Annotated in this window: 21 protein-coding genes; 8 read left to right on the top strand and 13 right to left on the bottom strand. The window is 45.2% G+C overall.

What is annotated here, in order from left to right:
* Positions 1-48: 48 nt before the first annotated feature.
* From rpsM to rplQ, 5 genes are read left to right on the top strand one after another with little or no spacing between them, the layout of a single operon-like run.
* Positions 49-405, top strand: a complete 357-nt coding sequence (gene rpsM / locus IHV80_RS14615; protein ID WP_004738779.1) for a 30S ribosomal protein S13 — start codon at positions 49-51, stop codon at positions 403-405.
* A gap of 19 nt (positions 406-424) precedes the next feature.
* Positions 425-814, top strand: coding sequence for a 30S ribosomal protein S11 (gene rpsK / locus IHV80_RS14610; RefSeq protein ID WP_004738778.1), 390 nt, complete (start codon positions 425-427; stop codon positions 812-814).
* Between the two features lie 31 nt (positions 815-845).
* Positions 846-1,466, top strand: a complete 621-nt coding sequence (rpsD, locus tag IHV80_RS14605; protein ID WP_017076303.1) for a 30S ribosomal protein S4 — start codon at positions 846-848, stop codon at positions 1,464-1,466.
* Between the two features lie 22 nt (positions 1,467-1,488).
* Entirely contained in the window at positions 1,489-2,481 is a 993-nt protein-coding gene (locus IHV80_RS14600) for a DNA-directed RNA polymerase subunit alpha (RefSeq protein ID WP_004729813.1), read from the top strand.
* Between the two features lie 24 nt (positions 2,482-2,505).
* Positions 2,506-2,886, top strand: a complete 381-nt coding sequence (gene rplQ, locus IHV80_RS14595) for a 50S ribosomal protein L17 (protein WP_004729812.1) — start codon at positions 2,506-2,508, stop codon at positions 2,884-2,886.
* 381 nt (positions 2,887-3,267) lie between these two features.
* On the opposite strand, the gene IHV80_RS14590 is transcribed toward rplQ, so the two are convergent.
* Complete coding sequence (locus tag IHV80_RS14590) at positions 3,268-3,762, bottom strand: DUF2780 domain-containing protein (protein WP_192889493.1); 495 nt, start codon at positions 3,760-3,762, stop codon at positions 3,268-3,270.
* Positions 3,763-3,896: 134 nt separating this feature from the next.
* Positions 3,897-4,517, bottom strand: a complete 621-nt coding sequence (locus IHV80_RS14585; RefSeq protein WP_017107729.1) for an FKBP-type peptidyl-prolyl cis-trans isomerase — start codon at positions 4,515-4,517, stop codon at positions 3,897-3,899.
* Positions 4,518-4,730: 213 nt separating this feature from the next.
* Here IHV80_RS14585 and IHV80_RS14580 point away from each other — a divergent pair, with 213 nt between their 5' ends.
* Complete coding sequence (locus IHV80_RS14580) at positions 4,731-5,315, top strand: LysM-like peptidoglycan-binding domain-containing protein (RefSeq protein ID WP_192889492.1); 585 nt, start codon at positions 4,731-4,733, stop codon at positions 5,313-5,315.
* A 60-nt stretch (positions 5,316-5,375) separates the two neighbouring features.
* On the opposite strand, the gene IHV80_RS14575 is transcribed toward IHV80_RS14580, so the two are convergent.
* The 11 genes from IHV80_RS14575 to IHV80_RS14525 form a co-directional block, all read right to left on the bottom strand.
* Positions 5,376-6,224: a DMT family transporter gene (locus IHV80_RS14575; protein ID WP_192889491.1), complete on the bottom strand. Its 849-nt coding sequence runs from the start codon at positions 6,222-6,224 to the stop codon at positions 5,376-5,378.
* A complete protein-coding gene (locus tag IHV80_RS14570) occupies positions 6,224-6,676 on the bottom strand; it encodes a GNAT family N-acetyltransferase (RefSeq protein WP_192889490.1) in 453 nt (150 codons plus the stop codon). Before IHV80_RS14570 ends, IHV80_RS14575 begins: the two co-directional genes overlap by 1 nt.
* Positions 6,677-6,733: 57 nt before the next feature.
* Positions 6,734-7,300: a Crp/Fnr family transcriptional regulator gene (locus tag IHV80_RS14565; protein WP_061039609.1), complete on the bottom strand. Its 567-nt coding sequence runs from the start codon at positions 7,298-7,300 to the stop codon at positions 6,734-6,736.
* Positions 7,301-7,371: 71 nt separating this feature from the next.
* Positions 7,372-9,132 carry a lysophospholipid acyltransferase family protein gene (locus IHV80_RS14560; protein WP_192889489.1) on the bottom strand — a complete coding sequence of 587 codons (1,761 nt, stop codon included), beginning with the start codon at positions 9,130-9,132 and terminating at the stop codon, positions 7,372-7,374.
* 12 nt (positions 9,133-9,144) lie between these two features.
* A complete protein-coding gene (locus IHV80_RS14555) occupies positions 9,145-9,588 on the bottom strand; it encodes a hypothetical protein (protein ID WP_192889488.1) in 444 nt (147 codons plus the stop codon).
* Positions 9,589-9,598: 10 nt separating this feature from the next.
* A complete protein-coding gene (locus IHV80_RS14550; RefSeq protein WP_192889487.1) occupies positions 9,599-10,036 on the bottom strand; it encodes a YHS domain-containing (seleno)protein in 438 nt (145 codons plus the stop codon).
* A gap of 12 nt (positions 10,037-10,048) precedes the next feature.
* Entirely contained in the window at positions 10,049-10,798 is a 750-nt protein-coding gene (locus IHV80_RS14545; RefSeq protein WP_192889486.1) for an NRDE family protein, read from the bottom strand.
* A gap of 2 nt (positions 10,799-10,800) precedes the next feature.
* Positions 10,801-11,343 carry a DinB family protein gene (locus tag IHV80_RS14540; RefSeq protein ID WP_017078811.1) on the bottom strand — a complete coding sequence of 181 codons (543 nt, stop codon included), beginning with the start codon at positions 11,341-11,343 and terminating at the stop codon, positions 10,801-10,803.
* A gap of 19 nt (positions 11,344-11,362) precedes the next feature.
* Positions 11,363-12,496 carry an ATP-grasp domain-containing protein gene (locus IHV80_RS14535; RefSeq protein ID WP_192889485.1) on the bottom strand — a complete coding sequence of 378 codons (1,134 nt, stop codon included), beginning with the start codon at positions 12,494-12,496 and terminating at the stop codon, positions 11,363-11,365.
* A complete protein-coding gene (locus tag IHV80_RS14530) occupies positions 12,493-13,080 on the bottom strand; it encodes a DedA family protein (RefSeq protein ID WP_192889484.1) in 588 nt (195 codons plus the stop codon). Before IHV80_RS14530 ends, IHV80_RS14535 begins: the two co-directional genes overlap by 4 nt.
* 305 nt (positions 13,081-13,385) lie before the next feature.
* Entirely contained in the window at positions 13,386-15,362 is a 1,977-nt protein-coding gene (locus tag IHV80_RS14525; RefSeq protein WP_192889483.1) for a bifunctional 2',3'-cyclic-nucleotide 2'-phosphodiesterase/3'-nucleotidase, read from the bottom strand.
* 450 nt (positions 15,363-15,812) lie between these two features.
* Here IHV80_RS14525 and cysD point away from each other — a divergent pair, with 450 nt between their 5' ends.
* Together cysD and cysN are read left to right on the top strand one after the other, a co-directional pair.
* The gene (cysD, locus tag IHV80_RS14520) at positions 15,813-16,721 is read left to right on the top strand and encodes a sulfate adenylyltransferase subunit CysD (RefSeq protein WP_004735271.1); all 909 of its coding nucleotides are present in this window, start codon (positions 15,813-15,815) and stop codon (positions 16,719-16,721) included.
* A gap of 18 nt (positions 16,722-16,739) precedes the next feature.
* Entirely contained in the window at positions 16,740-18,170 is a 1,431-nt protein-coding gene (cysN, locus tag IHV80_RS14515; RefSeq protein ID WP_004735272.1) for a sulfate adenylyltransferase subunit CysN, read from the top strand.
* Positions 18,171-18,174 lie beyond the last annotated feature (4 nt).

The following is an 18,174-nucleotide window of genomic DNA, read 5'->3' as shown; positions in this document are numbered from 1 at the left end:
CGGGCTTTGCTGCGGATAATTCTTTTATGAACCCCTTAGGAGTGAATAATGGCCCGTATAGCCGGCATTAACATTCCTGATCATAAGCATTCTGTAATTGCACTTACTGCAATTTACGGTATCGGTAAAACTCGCTCTCAAGCTATTCTAGCTGAAGTGGGTATTGCTGAAGATGCTAAGATCAGTGAACTAACTGAAGAGCAGATCGATCAACTGCGTGATGGTGTAGCTAAGTACACTGTAGAAGGTGATCTACGTCGTGAAGTATCGATGAACATCAAGCGTCTTATGGACCTTGGCTGTTACCGCGGTCTTCGTCATCGTCGCAGTCTACCACTACGTGGACAGCGTACTAAAACCAACGCTCGCACCCGTAAGGGTCCGCGCAAGCCGATCAAGAAATAGTCGGATAAGGTAGAGTACAATGGCAAAACAACCAACTCGCGCGCGTAAGCGCGTACGCAAGCAAGTAGCTGATGGCGTAGCGCACATCCATGCTTCTTTCAACAACACAATCGTAACTATCACTGACCGTCAAGGCAACGCTCTTGCATGGGCTACAGCTGGTGGTTCAGGTTTCCGTGGTTCTCGTAAATCTACTCCGTTCGCAGCACAAGTTGCAGCTGAGCGTTGTGGTGAAATGGCTAAAGAATATGGCCTAAAGAACTTGGAAGTTATGGTTAAGGGTCCAGGTCCAGGTCGCGAATCTACTGTTCGTGCACTGAACGCTGCTGGTTTCCGTATCACTAACATTGTTGATGCGACACCAATCCCTCATAACGGTTGTCGTCCACCTAAGAAACGTCGCGTTTAAGTTTCGTTTCTAGGAATATTGGAGAAAGATCATGGCAAGATATTTGGGTCCTAAGCTGAAGCTTAGCCGTCGCGAAGGTACTGACTTATTCCTTAAGTCTGGTGTCCGTGCGATCGATACCAAGTGTAAAATTGATAACGCACCAGGTGTACACGGCGCTCGTCGCGGTCGTCTATCTGAGTATGGCGTTCAGCTTCGTGAGAAGCAAAAAGTTCGTCGTATCTACGGCGTTCTAGAAAAACAATTCCGCAACTACTACAAAGAAGCTGCACGTCTTAAAGGCAACACAGGTGCAAACCTGCTTCAGCTTCTTGAAGGTCGTCTTGATAACGTAGTTTACCGTATGGGCTTTGGCGCTACTCGTGCTGAATCTCGTCAACTAGTTAGCCACAAGTCTATTCTAGTTAACGGTAAAGTTGTAAACGTTCCTTCTTTCAAAGTAGCGGCAAACGACGTTGTTTCTATCCGCGAGAAAGCTAAACAGCAATCTCGTATTAAAGCGGCTCTAGAAGTTGCTGAACAACGTGAAAAGCCAACTTGGATTGAAGTAGATGCTAGCAAGATGGAAGGTACATTCAAGCGTATGCCTGAGCGTTCTGACCTATCAGCTGACATCAATGAACACTTGATCGTCGAACTTTACTCTAAGTAAGGTTAAAAAAAGAGAGGACACAATGCAGGGTTCTGTAACAGAATTTCTTAAGCCGCGTCTTGTTGACATTGAACAGATCAATACGACACACGCGAAAGTAACTCTTGAGCCATTAGAGCGCGGTTTCGGCCACACTCTAGGTAATGCTCTTCGCCGCATTCTTCTATCTTCTATGCCGGGTTGTGCCGTAACAGAAGTTGAAATCGAAGGTGTGCTACACGAATACAGCACTAAAGAAGGCGTTCAGGAAGATATCCTAGAAATCCTTCTAAATCTTAAAGGTTTGGCTGTACGCGTTGCTGAAGGCAAAGATGAAGTGTTTATTACACTGAACAAATCAGGCTCAGGCCCTGTTGTTGCAGGTGACATCACCCACGATGGTGATGTAGAGATCGCTAACCCTGAGCACGTTATTTGTCACCTAACGGATGACAACGCTGAGATCGCTATGCGTATCAAAGTTGAACGTGGTCGTGGTTACGTTCCAGCTTCAGCTCGTATCCATACTGAAGAAGATGAGCGTCCAATCGGTCGTCTACTTGTTGACGCTACTTACAGCCCGGTCGATAAAATCGCCTACGCTGTAGAAGCGGCACGTGTAGAACAACGTACTGACTTAGACAAGCTTGTTATCGATATGGAAACGAACGGTACTCTTGAACCTGAGGAAGCAATCCGTCGTGCAGCTACTATTTTAGCTGAACAATTGGATGCGTTCGTAGATCTTCGTGATGTACGTGTACCTGAGGAGAAGGAAGAGAAGCCAGAATTCGATCCTATCCTACTGCGTCCTGTAGACGATCTTGAACTAACAGTTCGCTCTGCTAACTGTTTGAAAGCAGAAGCGATTCACTACATCGGTGATCTTGTACAGCGCACTGAGGTTGAGCTACTTAAAACGCCAAACCTTGGTAAGAAATCTCTTACAGAGATTAAAGATGTGCTTGCTTCACGTGGTCTTTCTCTAGGCATGCGCCTAGAAAACTGGCCACCAGCGTCAATCGCTGAAGATTAATCGAAAAGTTAGAAGGATTAGGTCATGCGCCATCGTAAAAGTGGTCGTCAACTCAACCGCAACAGCAGTCATCGCAAAGCGATGTTCAGCAACATGGCTAGCTCTCTTGTTCGTCACGAAGTTATTAAAACTACCGTGCCTAAAGCAAAAGAACTACGTCGCGTAATTGAGCCGTTGATTACCCTAGCTAAGACAGACAGTGTTGCTAACCGTCGTCTTGCATTTGCTCGCACTCGTGATAACGAAGTTGTGGCAAAACTATTTAATGAACTAGGCCCGCGTTTCGCGGCTCGCCAAGGTGGTTACACTCGCATTCTTAAATGTGGTTTCCGTACTGGTGATAAAGCTCCAATGGCTTACATTGAGCTTGTAGACCGCCCAGCTGCTGAAGAAGCAGCTGAGTAATCTATACTAGATTCTTAATACAAAAGCCGAGCATTAGCTCGGCTTTTTTGTATCTGGACTTTGCGTCTTTAAAGGTTGAAACTTGCACCACGATGTTTGGCATTTATTCTTGCCTTCTCTGCTTCACTATTCAAAAATATCTCGTATCTCGTATCTCGTATCTCGTATCTCGTATCTCGTATCTCGTATCATTCGTATCTCGTATCTCGTATCTCGTATCTGTATCTCGTATCTCGTATCTCGTATCTCGTATCTCGTATCTCGTATCTCGTATCTCGTATCTCAAATCCATTTTCCTCCACGCACAAAAAAGAGCACCGAGGTGCCCTTACAATATTCTACTAATCGCTAATCGCTAATCGCTAACCGCGATGTTCTTGTCTACTGCCATATAGCTGCAAGCGAATCCATCAATCCACTGGTTGCACCTTGAGATTGAAGTGTTTGAAGAATGATTGGTGCGAATGTTGTAATCATTGAAGAATCCATTCCTAATCCTGAAAAAGCACTTTCTACAGCACCTTGTGAGCTTAGAACTGATGATAAGCCAGTAGCTTCAAGTGAAGACATCCCAGGAATGAGTGATGCGAGTTCTTTATTGTCGGCAGATCCAAGTGAATTTTGTGCAAGCGCCAACATTGAACCTATTCCACCAATAGCTTGATCGCTTGTTACAGACGCTTGGTCAGCAACGGTATCAGCAAGTGGTGTTGTTTCATTTTGTTGAGACCACATATTCACCGCTGCCATCAGGGCAGTTTGCGATAGTTGGGAATAGTTGGTATCTGATGATGAGCTGGTTTGTTCAGAATCGCTCGTGCTAGCGCAAGAGACTACAGCAAGGCTGCTGAGCATAGTGATGAGTATTTTCTTCATTATTCTTCCTTAAGTAATAAAGTAATCGACCTATTCACTATAAACGAAAAACGGCGATGTAGTCACATCGCCGTTGGATTATTTCAATTTTATTTGCCTATAGTATTTTGTTTTACTAAAGGTTTTTATAAAAATTAAAGAATAGCTAGAAGTTCTACTTCAAAGACTAGAGCAGCAAATGGTGGGATTGCAGCACCTGCGCCACGCTCACCGTATGCTAGATCTTGAGGGATGTATAGCTTCCACTTAGAGCCAACAGGCATCATTTGTAGAGCTTGTACCCAACCTTGAATTACGCCAGTTACTGGGAATTCAGCAGGTTGACCGCGAGATACAGAGCTGTCGAAAACAGTACCGTCAGTTAGTTCGCCGTGGTAGTGAACACGTACTTGCTTGTCTGCAGTAGGGATTTCGCCAGTACCTTCAGTTAGTACTTCGTACTGAAGACCAGACTCAAGAACTGTTACTTCTGAACGAAGAGCGTTGTCAGATAGGAAAGCTTCGCCGTCAGCAGCTGCAGCTTTAGCTAGTTCTTGACGTGCAGCTTCACCACGAGTGTGTAGCTCTTGTAGTGCGTTGTTGATTTCGTCAACTTCGATAGCTGGCATGTCACCAACTAGAGCTGTTGCGATACCAGCAGCGATTGCGTCAACGTTTAGGCCTTCAAGACCAGAACCAGCAAGTTGTTGGCCCATTTGTAGACCGATACCGTAGCTAGCTTTTTGCTCTACAGTTTCAAATTTTACTTCAGACATTAAAAGTCACTCTTTTTGTCAGTACGAAAAGGGTAAGAATACCAGTATTAGCAGCCTGAATAAACGGCTAGCCCCTGATCACTTACGCTTTACCGTGTCCAAATCACAGCTATGTCAATTTTCTTGCTTTGGCCTCTGTTGTAGCGGAAAGATCTATACTGTTGGTACTTTGGTTTTTATACTGTAGTTATTCAATGTATAGGACGCAGTGGCATGAATCGTCGTCAAAAGAAAAAACAGAAAGTAGACCACTTAGCAGAGTTCAAGGATCGACTGAATCAGGTCAAAGAGAAATTAAGTTCGATCGATATAAAGAAAATGAAAACCTCAACAGTACAAACTTGGGGGGCGTTACCGAAATTACACCAGAGACTATTGATGGTGATTTCACCGATCGTATTAATCTTACTTTTTGTGCCGCTACCAGAACCTAAAGTAGACGCTGCCCCAACCACATCGCGCGTTGAGCTTGAGATAAATACCGTTGGCTTAAGCGAACAGCAAAATACCAAGAGCAGTTCATCAGAACCGAGTAACAACAACTGGCAGGAGTACCTGGTTAAGCAGGGCGATACGTTGGCACAGGTTTTTCGAAACAACGATTTGCCCTTGTCTGATCTGAATGCGTTAGTACGGATTGAAGGTTCAGACAAGCCGCTTAGTCAGATCAGAAAAGGTCAGCTGGTTCGATTCAAGCTAGCCGAAACTGGGCAGCTGGATATTCTTCAGCTAGAGAAAGGCGACACTTCGGTGATGTTTTTCCGTTTGTCTGACGGTGGCTTTGGCCGCAGCAAATAGGTCTAACGAAGAACCTTGAGCTATACGCTTTAGTAGACATAGATAGACGATAGAAAAGAGCTAAGTGTTAGCTCTTTTTTTTGGTCGCTTGAAAGGGGCGAGTGGCAAGATGATCAGCATAATACCGATAAAAGTTAACGTATCTGGTATCTCATCGAACCATATTGCGCCTATTAGCGCGACAAACACTAAGCCTGAATATTCAGCTAAGGCGATTTGACTAGAATGCGCTTTCTGATAGGCGGAAACAGCAAGGCCGTTATAGCTCAATATGAGTGTTGCGCTGAGTACTATGTATCCCAAATGCTCCGCAGATACCGGTTGCCAGTATAGGAAGCACAGTACTAATGATGCTGGAATAGAGAATAACGTTGTCCACCACAGCGTCGTGACTACAGATTGCTCACTAGGGAGCTTTCGCACCAATACATTGAACAGAGCGAGCGTCAACGCTGTGCCTAATGCAAACAGTGCTGCCCCATGAAATTGTGATGGCCTTAAGACAATCAGTGCGCCAACGAAGCCGATGGTTGTTGCTATCACCTTACCCAGTGCGGGTTGCTCTTTGAGTAAAAACATTGAGAGAGGCAACATCAACAAGGGTGCGACGTAAAATACAGCGTTAGCGGTGGCCAAAGATAGATGGGTAATTGCGACGACCATACATCCACTGCCAATTAATATCAGCTGTCCACGTATGATGGTCACTTTGGCTTGCTGTAAGCGTCGTTGTTCTTTTTTCTGCTGTAGCCACAAAGGGGTGATGATGAGCAGAGATATCAACTGTCGGAAAAAAATATACTGAAGGGCTGGCACTTCGCCATTCAATAGTTTTACCGCTACGTCCGAAAGTGAGGCAAACAAGTTACCTGCAATTAGTAATAGGATACCGACAGTGACATTCGACATTACTTCTCTAATCTCATATCGACGTGGGGAATATCGTCTTCCAAGTACATCTCAGAGATCGTCTTGAAGCCGTGGCTCGTATAGAAGTTCTCTAGGTGTTGTTGCGCGCCGATATCGATAGTCGTGCTCGGCCAAAGAGCCTCACAGCGTGTTAACGCTTCTTTTATCAATTGATGCCCTAAACCATCACCTCTTGCCGATTGTTTAGTCGCCACTCGGCCGATACTAGTGTTGTCGTAAGAAGTGCCTGGTGGTAACAAGCGTGCACACGCCACCAGCTCTGCGTCAGCATAGCCAAGCAAGTGTTCAACACCTGCGATTATATCTTTACCGTCGAGCTCTGGATAAGGGCAATTTTGCTCAACGACGAATACATCTACTCGTAATTTAAGTAGTTGGTAAAGCTGTTGTGTTGAAAGTTCAGAGAAGGGAATTGAGTGCCAAGTGATCATGTTTACATCCAGAGGTTATCGATGCTCTGAATGTACTATGCGCGATGATTGTTGGCATTAACTATTGTTAATTCGACCTTTAATTCTGCTCAGGCTGATCGCGGTTATTCCTAAGTAGGCCGCAATTTGATTGTCGTTCAAGCGCTGTTCAAGGTCGGGATAATGTTCGCAGAAAAGCTGATAGCGTTGCTCTGGAGTATAGAGCAGCATAAAGCGTTCTTTGTTTTCCTTATGCATGAGCTGAGTTTCTAACAACTTTAAATACAGAGGGTTGTTTGATGCCCGCCACTCGATAACCGCATTCATTGGCAGTTCTAACATTGTGATGGGTGTGAGTGTTTCTAACAGGTAAGGGGAAGCTTGGCTTTTTATCAGACTCTCAAAACCGATGATCCAGTCTTGCTCCCAGTAGAACTCTTTGCTGTATTGCTTACCGTCATTAGTGAGATAACAAGCGTGGCACAAGCCCTCAAGTACAAAGTAGATTGAACTCGCCATCTCACCTTGATTGATCAGGATGTGTCTGGTTGGTAGCTCAAGCGGTTTCGCGACAGCCAATAGAGATTCAATCTGACTTTCAGAGAAGTCGAAGCTTTGTAGTTGTTCGATAAAAGAGGTGTGCATGGAAATAACCTAACCCAAATAAGTGCCGAAATCATCGCACTTATTTGAGTATAGGTACAGAGTGAGCTAAATCAGCGTCGAGCGTGTTGCTCTAGATAGTCTTGAGCGAGTTCTCTGCCCATGTACTTACCTAGGGTTTTCAAGGGTACTTTTTTAAGGTTAACGACAATCAAACCATCTAAAGCATCATTAAATGATGGGTCGACGTTGAAGCACACCAATTTGCCGTTCATCCCTAGATACTGGCGCAGTAGTACAGGTAGGCCTTTTCCTTGCTCCATACGTGCTAACACTTTAGAGAGCAAGGGAACACTAGCTAATGACGATAACAGGTGATTTTGCCAGAACACATGATTACTGGTATTGAGTGGTGACGAAGGCGAAACCAAATTCGCTTTTTCCTCATCGTAATGGTGAATCGATAAGGTCGTCGCGATCAACAGACGAGCATTGTGGCTGTAATCATTACTGATACTGACTGGGCCGAATAGATGGGTGTATTGAGGATGACGATACACGAAGGCCGCGATGCCTTTCCATAATAGTAACAGCGAGTTAAGGCTCTTTTGATAAGGCTTGCTCACTACAGAACGCCCAAGCTCAATACTGTTGTCTAAGGTATCAATGAACTCTTGATTGTAGTTAAACAGACTTCGAGAGTAGAGCTGGTCAAGCCCATGCTCTGCGATTAACTTGTCGACCATACCGAGTCGATATGCACCGACTAATTCAGCCTTAGTTTTGTTCCAGACAAACAGTTGATGGTAATAAAGATCATACTCATCTAAATCACAGGCAAGCCCGCTCCCTTCACCGACTTCACGGAAGCTCTCCTCTCTGACTCGACCAATCTCACGCATTAAATTGGGGATCGACTGGCTCGGTGTGCAGTAGACTTCGAAGTCACCTTGCTCGAGCAGTTTCATCTCTTCCGGGAGCGAATTAATCTCGATTGACAATACTTCTGGTGAGATTGGCGCTATCACTTGAGTGTCAAAAGAGGGCGCATGGACTGCTGTGCTAGGACTATCTTGTTGACTCATCAGATAGGTATTGAGTCGCAGATAGTTGACGATATCCATCTCTTGTTCGAACGATTTTATCTCCGAATACGGAATCGATGAGCCAATAGAGATAGAGATAGAGATGGTGGTCGCTTGTTTATTAAGAAGTTCACGGCCGAGTAGAGCGGTTCTTAACAACGGATGGATACGGCCAGCTTGATAGAAGAGCTCACTGTTTTTACCATTGATAAAGATAGGAACCGTAGTGGCTTGGTGTCGTTTAACGAACTTGGCAACCGATTTGCTCCATGCGATGTCTGTCAGTGTTTTTGCCCCTTTACGGTAACTCGAGACTTCGCCAGCAGGGAATACAATCAGCAATCCACCGTCTGCCAAATGACGATTCGCATCTCTAATGGCTTTAGCGTTGGTTCGTTTCGATTCTTTACTATTAAAGACATCGACTCCGATGAAAAGATCATCCAGTTCAGGTAGTCGCTTGAGCAACTCATTCGCCAACACCTTTACATCCTTCCTTACCGATCCTACGAGATCAGCAAGGATCACACCTTCAATTGCGCCAAGCGGGTGGTTAGCCACAATGACTACAGGTCCTTCTTCTGGGATATTATCAGTAGCGCCTGCTGAAACGGAATAGTCGATATTCAATGCCGACAGGGTGTGATGCATGAATTCAAAGCTAGATAACTCATCCGGTCTATCTTGATAGAGTTTGTCTAGCTTAGATAGCCCAGTTGCCCACTCGACAACAGACTCACCTAAACCAAAAGGCGTGTAACGTGGTAAACGAAAAGGACTATCAATCATAATGAAGCTACCTTATTGACTAAAGTTGTTTAGGAAACCGTCTTGATTCTTGAAATCTTTCACACTTAAAAATGCACCGCACAGCCACACGAGACATGCCATACCAAACAGTAATCCGCCGTCATAGCCGACAATTTTACCTGCTGCATTAAACTCAGGCATTTGAATACCGAGCGGCGTAAACAGGTGGAAGAAAATTGCGCCACTCATAATCCCAACACTCATGATGGCACCTAGGCCATGCCAACGAGTAAATAATAAAATGGCAGCAATCAATTCAGCGAACCCAATCAAATAGCCGCCAAATGAACCGAACCAACTTAAGCCAGACCATGTCGCCAAGGTGCCAAAGATATGTTCTGTCTCGTATGAGCCTGTGAACTTAAAAAACAGCGACTGAATAAATACGAAAGCGATAAATGCCGCAGGGATATGTTTAGCTGGAGTGAATGTCATGGTTATTCCCTTATTTGATCAGTTGCGGCCAAACGGTGTCGGCTTTTTGAATATGTTGTGCTCGGTCTTGTTCCCAACGCTGTTTGATCTCTTGGTCGTAGTTGAGGTAAAGCTTGTTATCAACAATTGTCCATTGATTAGGATCACCGGGTGCAAAGTCACTTTTTGCTGAAACAGCCCACGCGCAATAGCCACCATATTGAGGTGCATATTTTTCAGGATTATTAACAAATAAAGTCAGGTTCTTTTCAGAAGAGAAATACCAGTCCGCGCCTTTGTACTCTGTGCTGAATTTTTTACTGCCTTCAATGGGCTTACGTGACGTGAAATAAGCCACAGTATCGTAGCCATCGAGTGCCTTGCTGCTAAAGAATCCGGTGTAGATTTCATCGGCGGCAAACACGTAAGGGCTAACAAGTAGCATGACCATGGTTAATAGTTTTCTCATGATGGACTCCATCTATAGATTGATTGCTGGTGATAAATCGAAGGTAAAACGCTGTTGATTTATCTGGCATGGTTTAATGGGTTCACAAGGCGAGCCGGGTGCGTAAAACATAGAGGCTTGGCCGTGTAGATTGCGTAAATGTGTGAAGCTCACTGTGTGCGCGTCTTCACGATGCATACAGGTCGCTAAATGAGGCTGTTCGCTGTGATGGTGAGAGTGAAACTTAAGTAAGTTCTGTTGATTCTTACCTGCCGCCATAAGCTGGTCGTATTTCGCTTGTCGATAGGCTTGCACTCGCTCTAAATCAACACCGGATGAGAAGAGCGGAGAATCAGTGTCGACTATTTTTTGCTTAATGCCATCCCACATGTAGGCGATAACTAAACCATGGTGTTGAGTTAAGTTCGGCGCGAAAGCCAGCAAGGTAAACGGGGCAAAAGAGTGCAGGTCGAGCTTATGAAATGCTTCAGAGAGCTGACTGATATTACGACTCGATGATAGGTTCTTGAGTAACAAACCACGGCTGACTAAAAGGCCATCAGGCACGATGCCTTGATAGTTATTGAGTAGGCATAGCGAAAGCCCGAACTCATTGATACTGATCCAGCTACCACCACCGGTTGGATCGAGTGGCATGATGATATCGACACCGTTGACTCGATATTGTTTAGGCGGCATCGCCAGCGCTCGTGTCTTTTGTTCATCACGATTAAAAAAGACTTGATAGCCATTCTCTTCAAGCAGCCAAGATACTGAACACATGATTATTGCTCCCTCAAATAGCTGCTGGTGGTTGGGGCGTAACCAAAGGTGTTGCATGTTTCGACATCAAGAAAGGTGGTGATCACTTTGATCATCGCGTAATGATGATTGGCATGCAGCGCGGCAAAGGTGACTTCTCTTTCTAGCGTAGAAGGCAGGCTTGCGAATACTTGTGTATCCATTGAAACTTCGGTTTGGATCATGATAGGCGCTTCGAGATCTCTGCGGTCTAATCGTTCAAGCCAGTTGATCACGTAATGGATCTCTTTCAACGCAATCGACCTGTCGAATTCGACGGGGTGACCACGACGACGAGTGTTATAATCAACGGTCGCATTCTCTTTTAAAATTAAAGCGTGAAAAAGATCGAGCGTGTGACGAGTGTGCTCACCAATAGAGCTTGTGACGTGCGGCTTTGCTCGTGTCAGATAGTCGCTGTCAGATATCGCTAACAAAAACTCTAAACCCTGATTCAATATTTCTACCGCTCCCTTGATACTAGGAGAGAAAGAAGTGAGGGCGCTCGGTTGGGCTATGGGGTTCATTCATGATCCTCGTACAAAGTTAATCGGTGGTCGGATATTGTTGAACAAGACGTCGCTCTTCTTGCCACGCGGTAAACAGGCTCTTAAAGGAAGGAGGCTGGTGGCCTCGCTGTTTTTGCTGAGCGCCAATATCAAAAAGAATGCGGTATTGCAGAAGTAGCGTAGAAAATATCTCTCGCAATGGTGTGTTGCGATCCCAGATATGCCCAGCCTCACTGCTTGCTCCATTGACCTCAAGGATAGTGAAATCCTCGCCGTTCATTAGGCTGTGCATGTCTTTGAATTTGACGTCGAGTCGACCAAAGTGGAAACCATCGAAGTCGTCGAATATCTCGTCTAAGCGTTGGGTTAAAGCCTGAGTGATGTATTGATTGCCGTCTCGGAAGATACAACCACGGCTATGGCTACCTGCGAACGCGAGTTGGAACTCTTCGCCCTCTGCGAGCACTTGATCCAATTTATCTTGATGCCTTGGCAGATAGAGGTGACTAAGTTGCCCAGCGCGCGGGCTATTTTCAATTAACTGTTTGAGTGTCGAGATGCCATCACCCATCACCATTGGTGCGTATTTGAGTGTGATCGAGATGATCTCGCCTTGCTTTTTGTTTGGGTAACGAACATAGAAAACACCCGCTTCGGCTTGATAAGGCGCTTTTTCTTGTAGTAGAAAGCGAGCATTATTTGGGAAAGATTCAACATACTGCTCAAGTTGATCTTGTGTGTTGATCAGCTTAACGCCAACGCCTCGACAGCCAAGATCCGGTTTAGCCACAATGGGAAAATCGAGATCCGATTGTATGAGTGCACTGCGCGCATCTTCAGCTTGTTTCTTACTGCTAAGATCCGTTTTGGTTAGGGTGATAAACGGAGAGATCCAACGCTGGCTCGATGATCCGGCAAGGCTCAGTATCTCGTGTTTCGATTCGCCTACCATGCCGCTTAACTTAATACTTGGGTTGGCGATGAGCGGTAGCGCCCAGTCAAAGTGCCGTAACCCTTGCATCAGGCTTTGAATTACCACTGGCGTGTAGAAAAACCAAGTGGGAAGAAACTCATAAGGAGAGACACTGCGCACGGTATCTTTTTCAAGCAAGGGCATGCCTGCATTGATTTGATGTGCGGGAATGATGCGAATATCTTGCGGTGAACTCATGATAATCCTCTAGAGTAGGTTTTATTCATTAATCGATTACCGATAAACAGCAAAGCGATGGCACACGGGATAACTATCCATTGATATTCAGAGGCTTGCAGCCACGCTGATGTCCCTAAATAGTAGATGGCAGAGAAGACAATGCCAGTCCAGATCGCGGTGGCGCTAATGACAGCAAACAAGAAAGTAGGCAGTGGGATTGCGAAAAAACCACTTAAGGTAAAGCCGACGGTACGAAGCCCAGGAATAAAGCGGATGACAAAAAGACTGCTGAAAGCGTTTTGACGTAATTTAGTGCGAAGTGCACGAAAGTATCGGTTGGTGAGGGCTTTGTAACGAACGCCTCGGAAATAACGTCCTGATTTACCTAGGTAATAGAGACCGAGATCACCTGTGGCAATGCCGATGAAAATGGCAAGCAACGCATATTGAGGAAGTATTAAGCCTTGAGTTGCCAAACCTGCCGCCGTAACAATCGCCAGATCTTCAAGCAGGTAAGAAAGCGCGATGATGCCAAGCATCAGCCATAGCAGCGACTCCTCTCCTGAATGTAACCATGCTTGAATGCTCTCGACGGTGCTCATCAAATGTCCTTATCTATCCTATAGATGAATGGCTTAATGACCATTCATTGAGTGTAGTAAATTAAATAGACAGGAGGAGCAGAGAAAAACTTACAACTGATTAGCGTTTTTTTGTGTTGGATTAATTCAATTGGTGGTTTGAGTCGTGCTGTTTGACTGCCGTTTTGAAGCTAAAGGCGTGGTATTTGGAAGCGGGTTTAACGAGAGTTTGTCGTTAAAAAATTAGGGCTTTGGATAAGAAAAGAAAAAGGCTGAGTCGTTAAACTCAGCCTTTCAGAACGTTAACTATCGATTACTTAAGCAATCTATTTAGTTAGGTCAATCTGGTAAACAGCAAAACCAACATCGTCAGTCGCAACACGTTTCATCGGGTATTGACCCTTCTCTTTAATGAAATCTGCTGCTTTGTCGCTTGGAGATGTTTCAAAGCGGATATCTAGCTTGTTATCCGTTTTGATTGGCGCAAATGACCAATTGTTATCCGCGCTTGGGCTAACTTGACCTTGCTCTTTGCTTACGCGAGAGATGTAGTTTGCAAGAACAGTACGGTTCTCATCTGGTGCATCAAATGCGATGAAGTCTTCACCTGTGCCTGGGAACTTAGCGCTGTATGCACGGTAGTTGTTGGTTGCGATCAGGAAGTCTTGCTTCATGTCGATTGGCTTACCTTGGTAAGTTAGACCAACAATACGCTGTGAATCAGGGTTAACCACTTTACAGTTTGCATCGTATTTCGCAGGTTGAGTTACGTCGATTTGGTAATCAACACCATCGATAACATCGAAGTTGTAAGTACGGAAGTTATCCCACTCGATTAATGATTGTGGAGCAGTTGAGTTAACGTCGATCTGGTTGAATTGACCAGCAGAACACTCAAGCCACTCTTTTACTTCGTGGCCTGTTACCTGCATCGCGACTAGCGTGTTCGGGTAAAGGTACAAGTCAGCTGCGTTACGGAATGTCAGTTGACCAGATTCAACTTCAGTGAAGTTTGCTGGGTCATTCTTACGGCCGCCAGCCTTGAATGGTGCAGCCGCTGAAAGTACTGGCGTACCATCTAGGTCAGGGTCACCTTGGATGAACTGCTCAACGTAATCCTTCTGTGCAAGGTTAACGATTTGAACTGTTGGATCGTCTTGTACTAGAGACAGGAAGCTGTACATTACATCGTCTGCTTTACCAATCGGTTGGTTAACAAACTCACGAGTACCTGCGTGGTCTTTTTCTAGTGCCGTTACGATGCCTTCATCAGCTGCGGCAAGAGATTTCTTCTCGATCTTATCGTAGATAGGGCGTGCTTCTGATTGGCCTTTAACGACTTCCCACTTACCGTCTTTTTGTGCAAGTGTTAGATCCATAACACCAACGTGGCTACCCCAACGACCAGGCATTACTGCCGCAACGCCGTTCATTGTGCCAGTTTCGTTGTCGATGCCTTGAATGTCATCAAAACCTTTACCTGGGAACACTGCGTGAGAGTGGCCGAATGCGATCGCATCGATGCCGTCTACTTCAGATAGGTAGAACGTTGAGTTCTCTTCACCATTTTTGTATGGGTCAGTTGATACGCCTGAGTGAGGGATAGCAACGATCACCTCTGCGCCTTCCGCTTTCATTTGAGGCACTAATTCGTTAGCCGTCTCAATGATATCGCGAGCGATCACTTTGCCTTCTAGGTTCTTCTTATCCCACGTCATGATTTGTGGTGGAACAAAACCGATGTAACCCACTTTTACTTCGTGCTTTACGCCAGCAGTATCTTCGAACGTGTGCGTCTTGATGATGTAAGGCGTGAAGTAGTGTTCTTTGGTTTCTGCGTCGTAAACGTTAGCACTGATGTATGGGAAATCAGCGTCGTTGATAGACTCTTCTAGGAACTCAAGACCGTAGTTGAATTCGTGGTTACCTAGGTTTGCAGCGTCGTAGCTTAGTTGGTTCATTGCTTTATATGCAGGGTGAACTTCGCCAGCTTCGATGCCTTTGTCTGCCATATAGTCACCCATTGGGCTACCTTGCAGCAAGTCACCGTTATCAACTAATACGCTGTTGGTTACTTCGCTTTGAGCTTCTTTTACTAGAGTTGCAGTACGTGCTAAGCCGATTTTTTTCGATGGCTTGTCTTTGTAGTAGTCGTAATCCATTAGGTTGGTATGGATATCCGTCGTTTCTACGACACGTAATTTAATCACTTCATCGGTATCTGGTGTTGTTGTGCAGCCTGCTAGAGTCAAACCAAGACCCGCAAGTACAGCCAATGACAAAGGTTTCATTGCAACTTTCATTTTGTAGCTCCAAAGTGGATAGTAGAAAATTCGTTGCGTAATGTAACAAAACCGAATGAAACAATGATTACAACGAATGTTAATTCGTGACTTAGATCGATTACTTTATGGTGTTCTGCAAGACGCCTCCCAAAGCTGCTCAATCGATGTACAAATCACATCGATAGTATAAGTCCATTCATTTCACCTATTTATCGATGAATCTCATCCCTTATCAGCTTTTCGAATAAAAAATGAAATTTTAGAATTTCCAGTAATATGAGAGGCTCGTCATAATGCCTATATCAAGGACGTATCAGGCAGATGAATAGCAAGGATAGCTCAAAACGAAGCTTCTGTTTTCTTCTAGTGCCAATACTCCCATTCACTCAAGTGGATGAGTTAAATCCCATGCTTGGCAAGACTAAGTAATGAATTGCTCGTAACGCGAGCCTTAAAGGAAGCACTGAAATGGACCAAGAACGTTTAACCCACCTAAAACAGCTCGAAGCGGAAAGTATTCATATTATCCGTGAAGTGGCAGCTGAGTTTGATAACCCAGTGATGATGTACTCCATCGGTAAAGATTCTTCTGTGATGCTTCATTTAGCTCGCAAAGCGTTTTACCCAGGTAAGATTCCCTTCCCACTATTACACGTTGATACGGATTGGAAATTCCGCGAGATGATTGAGTTTCGTGACCGTACGGCTAAAAAGTACGGCTTTGACCTTTTAGTACATAAGAACCCAGAAGGTATTGAGATGGGGTGTAGCCCATTCGTGCATGGTTCTTCGAAGCACACTGACATCATGAAAACTCAGGGCCTTAAGCAGGCGTTAAACAAGTACGGGTTCGATGCCGCTTTTGGTGGTGCGCGTCGTGATGAAGAAAAATCTCGCGCGAAAGAGCGTGTTTATTCTTTCCGCGATAAGAACCATACATGGGATCCAAAAAACCAGCGTCCGGAGCTTTGGCACACCTACAACGGTCAGGTTAATAAGGGCGAAAGCATTCGTGTCTTCCCGCTATCTAATTGGACTGAGCTTGATATCTGGCAATACATCTACCTAGAGAGCATCGATATTGTTCCACTTTACCTTTCAGACAAACGCCCTGTAGTTGAGCGTGATGGCATGCTGATCATGGTTGATGATGACCGTATGGAGCTGCAAGAAGGTGAAGTGATTGAAGAGAAAAGCGTTCGTTTTCGTACTTTAGGCTGTTATCCACTAACCGGAGCGGTTGAATCTGAGGCGAATACGCTAACAGGCATTATTGAAGAGATGCTGGTGGCGACGTCCAGTGAGCGTCAAGGCCGAGCGATTGACCATGATCAGTCGGGCTCAATGGAGCTGAAAAAGCGCCAAGGTTATTTCTAAGAATCTAAGGAAAGAAAAATGAATAGTGCAGTAGAAGCCGAATTGGCTGAACTAGGGATTGAAGGTTATCTAAGTCAGCATCAGCATAAATCTATGCTTAGATTTTTAACTTGTGGCTCGGTAGACGATGGTAAAAGTACCCTAATCGGTCGCTTACTCCATGATACAAAACAGATTTATGAAGATCAGCTAGCAGCGGTTCATTCAGATAGCCAGCGAGTGGGTACTACGGGTGAGAAGCCTGATTTGGCACTGCTTGTTGATGGTCTGCAGGCTGAGCGCGAGCAAGGCATTACGATCGATGTGGCTTATCGCTACTTCTCGACTCAAAAGCGTAAATTCATTATTGCTGATACACCAGGGCATGAGCAGTACACGCGTAACATGGCAACAGGTGCTTCAACGTGTGATCTGGCTGTGATCTTGATTGATGCACGTAAGGGCGTACTGGATCAAACACGTCGTCACTCGTTTATTTCTAACCTACTTGGTTTGAAGCATTTCATCGTCGCAGTCAACAAAATGGATCTCGTCGAGTACTCGCAAGATCGTTTTGAGGAGATTCGCGATCAGTATCTAGAGTTTGCAGAAAACCTAGAGGGTGAGACCAATATTCAGATCTTGCCCGTCTCGGCACTTGAAGGCATTAACGTTGCTGCACCAAGTAAAGAGCTTGCATGGTTCGAAGGCCCATCTCTATTAGAAGTACTAGAGAACGTCGACATTGACCAAAAACGCTCTGCGGGTGAATTCCGTTTTCCAGTGCAGTACGTCAATCGTCCTAACTTAGATTTCCGTGGCTTTGCCGGCACAGTGGCTTCTGGTCGTGTCAGCGTGGGTGATGAAATCAAGGCGTTGCCTTCAGGTAAAACTTCTAAGGTAGCAAGCATTGTGACCTTTGATGGTGAGCTTGAATCAGCACAAGCGGGTTTGGCGGTAACGCTGACTCTTGAAGATGAGATCGATATCAGCCGTGGTGATTTGATTGTGTTGGAAAATGCACAAATTGAATCCACTAACCACGTATTAGCAGACATCGTGTGGATGACAGAGCAGCCACTGCAACCGGGTAAAGCTTACGACATCAAAATCGCAGGCAAGAAAACCGTCGGTCAGGTTGAAACGGTTCGTCACCAATACGACATTAACAACCTGTCGACTCACGCAGTTGATGAGTTACCACTGAATGGTATTGGCTTATGTGAATGGTCATTGAACGAGACTGTCGCATTGGATAAATACCGTGAGAGTGCCGATACCGGTGGCTTCATCGTTATCGACCGTCTAACCAACGTTACGGTTGGTGCAGGTTTGATTCGAGACCGTTTGGACTCTGTTGAACAGCAAGTCGGTAACTTCTCTGCATTTGAGCTTGAGTTCAACGCATTGGTACGTAAGCACTTCCCTCATTGGGATGCCAAAGATCTAAGCCAACTACTGAAGTCATAGACGA

The sequence above is a fragment of the Vibrio bathopelagicus genome (assembly GCF_014879975.1).
Taxonomy (GTDB): Bacteria; Pseudomonadota; Gammaproteobacteria; order Enterobacterales; family Vibrionaceae; genus Vibrio; species Vibrio bathopelagicus.
Note: the sequence above shows the minus strand (reverse complement) of the source record. Positions and strands in the feature narration are given on the sequence as shown.

Bases quoted from the DNA above. Each gene is read 5' to 3' on its own strand.
- rpsM (WP_004738779.1), top strand. From the start codon at position 49: ATGGCCCGTATAGCCGGCATTAACATTCCTGATCATAAGCATTCTGTA.
- rpsK (WP_004738778.1), top strand. From the start codon at position 425: ATGGCAAAACAACCAACTCGCGCGCGTAAGCGCGTACGCAAGCAAGTA.
- rpsD (WP_017076303.1), top strand. From the start codon at position 846: ATGGCAAGATATTTGGGTCCTAAGCTGAAGCTTAGCCGTCGCGAAGGT.
- IHV80_RS14600 (WP_004729813.1), top strand. From the start codon at position 1,489: ATGCAGGGTTCTGTAACAGAATTTCTTAAGCCGCGTCTTGTTGACATT.
- rplQ (WP_004729812.1), top strand. From the start codon at position 2,506: ATGCGCCATCGTAAAAGTGGTCGTCAACTCAACCGCAACAGCAGTCAT.
- IHV80_RS14590 (WP_192889493.1), bottom strand. From the start codon at position 3,762: ATGAAGAAAATACTCATCACTATGCTCAGCAGCCTTGCTGTAGTCTCT.
- IHV80_RS14585 (WP_017107729.1), bottom strand. From the start codon at position 4,517: ATGTCTGAAGTAAAATTTGAAACTGTAGAGCAAAAAGCTAGCTACGGT.
- IHV80_RS14580 (WP_192889492.1), top strand. From the start codon at position 4,731: ATGAATCGTCGTCAAAAGAAAAAACAGAAAGTAGACCACTTAGCAGAG.
- IHV80_RS14575 (WP_192889491.1), bottom strand. From the start codon at position 6,224: ATGTCGAATGTCACTGTCGGTATCCTATTACTAATTGCAGGTAACTTG.
- IHV80_RS14570 (WP_192889490.1), bottom strand. From the start codon at position 6,676: ATGATCACTTGGCACTCAATTCCCTTCTCTGAACTTTCAACACAACAG.
- IHV80_RS14565 (WP_061039609.1), bottom strand. From the start codon at position 7,300: ATGCACACCTCTTTTATCGAACAACTACAAAGCTTCGACTTCTCTGAA.
- IHV80_RS14560 (WP_192889489.1), bottom strand. From the start codon at position 9,132: ATGATTGATAGTCCTTTTCGTTTACCACGTTACACGCCTTTTGGTTTA.
- IHV80_RS14555 (WP_192889488.1), bottom strand. From the start codon at position 9,588: ATGACATTCACTCCAGCTAAACATATCCCTGCGGCATTTATCGCTTTC.
- IHV80_RS14550 (WP_192889487.1), bottom strand. From the start codon at position 10,036: ATGAGAAAACTATTAACCATGGTCATGCTACTTGTTAGCCCTTACGTG.
- IHV80_RS14545 (WP_192889486.1), bottom strand. From the start codon at position 10,798: ATGTGTTCAGTATCTTGGCTGCTTGAAGAGAATGGCTATCAAGTCTTT.
- IHV80_RS14540 (WP_017078811.1), bottom strand. From the start codon at position 11,343: ATGAACCCCATAGCCCAACCGAGCGCCCTCACTTCTTTCTCTCCTAGT.
- IHV80_RS14535 (WP_192889485.1), bottom strand. From the start codon at position 12,496: ATGAGTTCACCGCAAGATATTCGCATCATTCCCGCACATCAAATCAAT.
- IHV80_RS14530 (WP_192889484.1), bottom strand. From the start codon at position 13,080: ATGAGCACCGTCGAGAGCATTCAAGCATGGTTACATTCAGGAGAGGAG.
- IHV80_RS14525 (WP_192889483.1), bottom strand. From the start codon at position 15,362: ATGAAAGTTGCAATGAAACCTTTGTCATTGGCTGTACTTGCGGGTCTT.
- cysD (WP_004735271.1), top strand. From the start codon at position 15,813: ATGGACCAAGAACGTTTAACCCACCTAAAACAGCTCGAAGCGGAAAGT.
- cysN (WP_004735272.1), top strand. From the start codon at position 16,740: ATGAATAGTGCAGTAGAAGCCGAATTGGCTGAACTAGGGATTGAAGGT.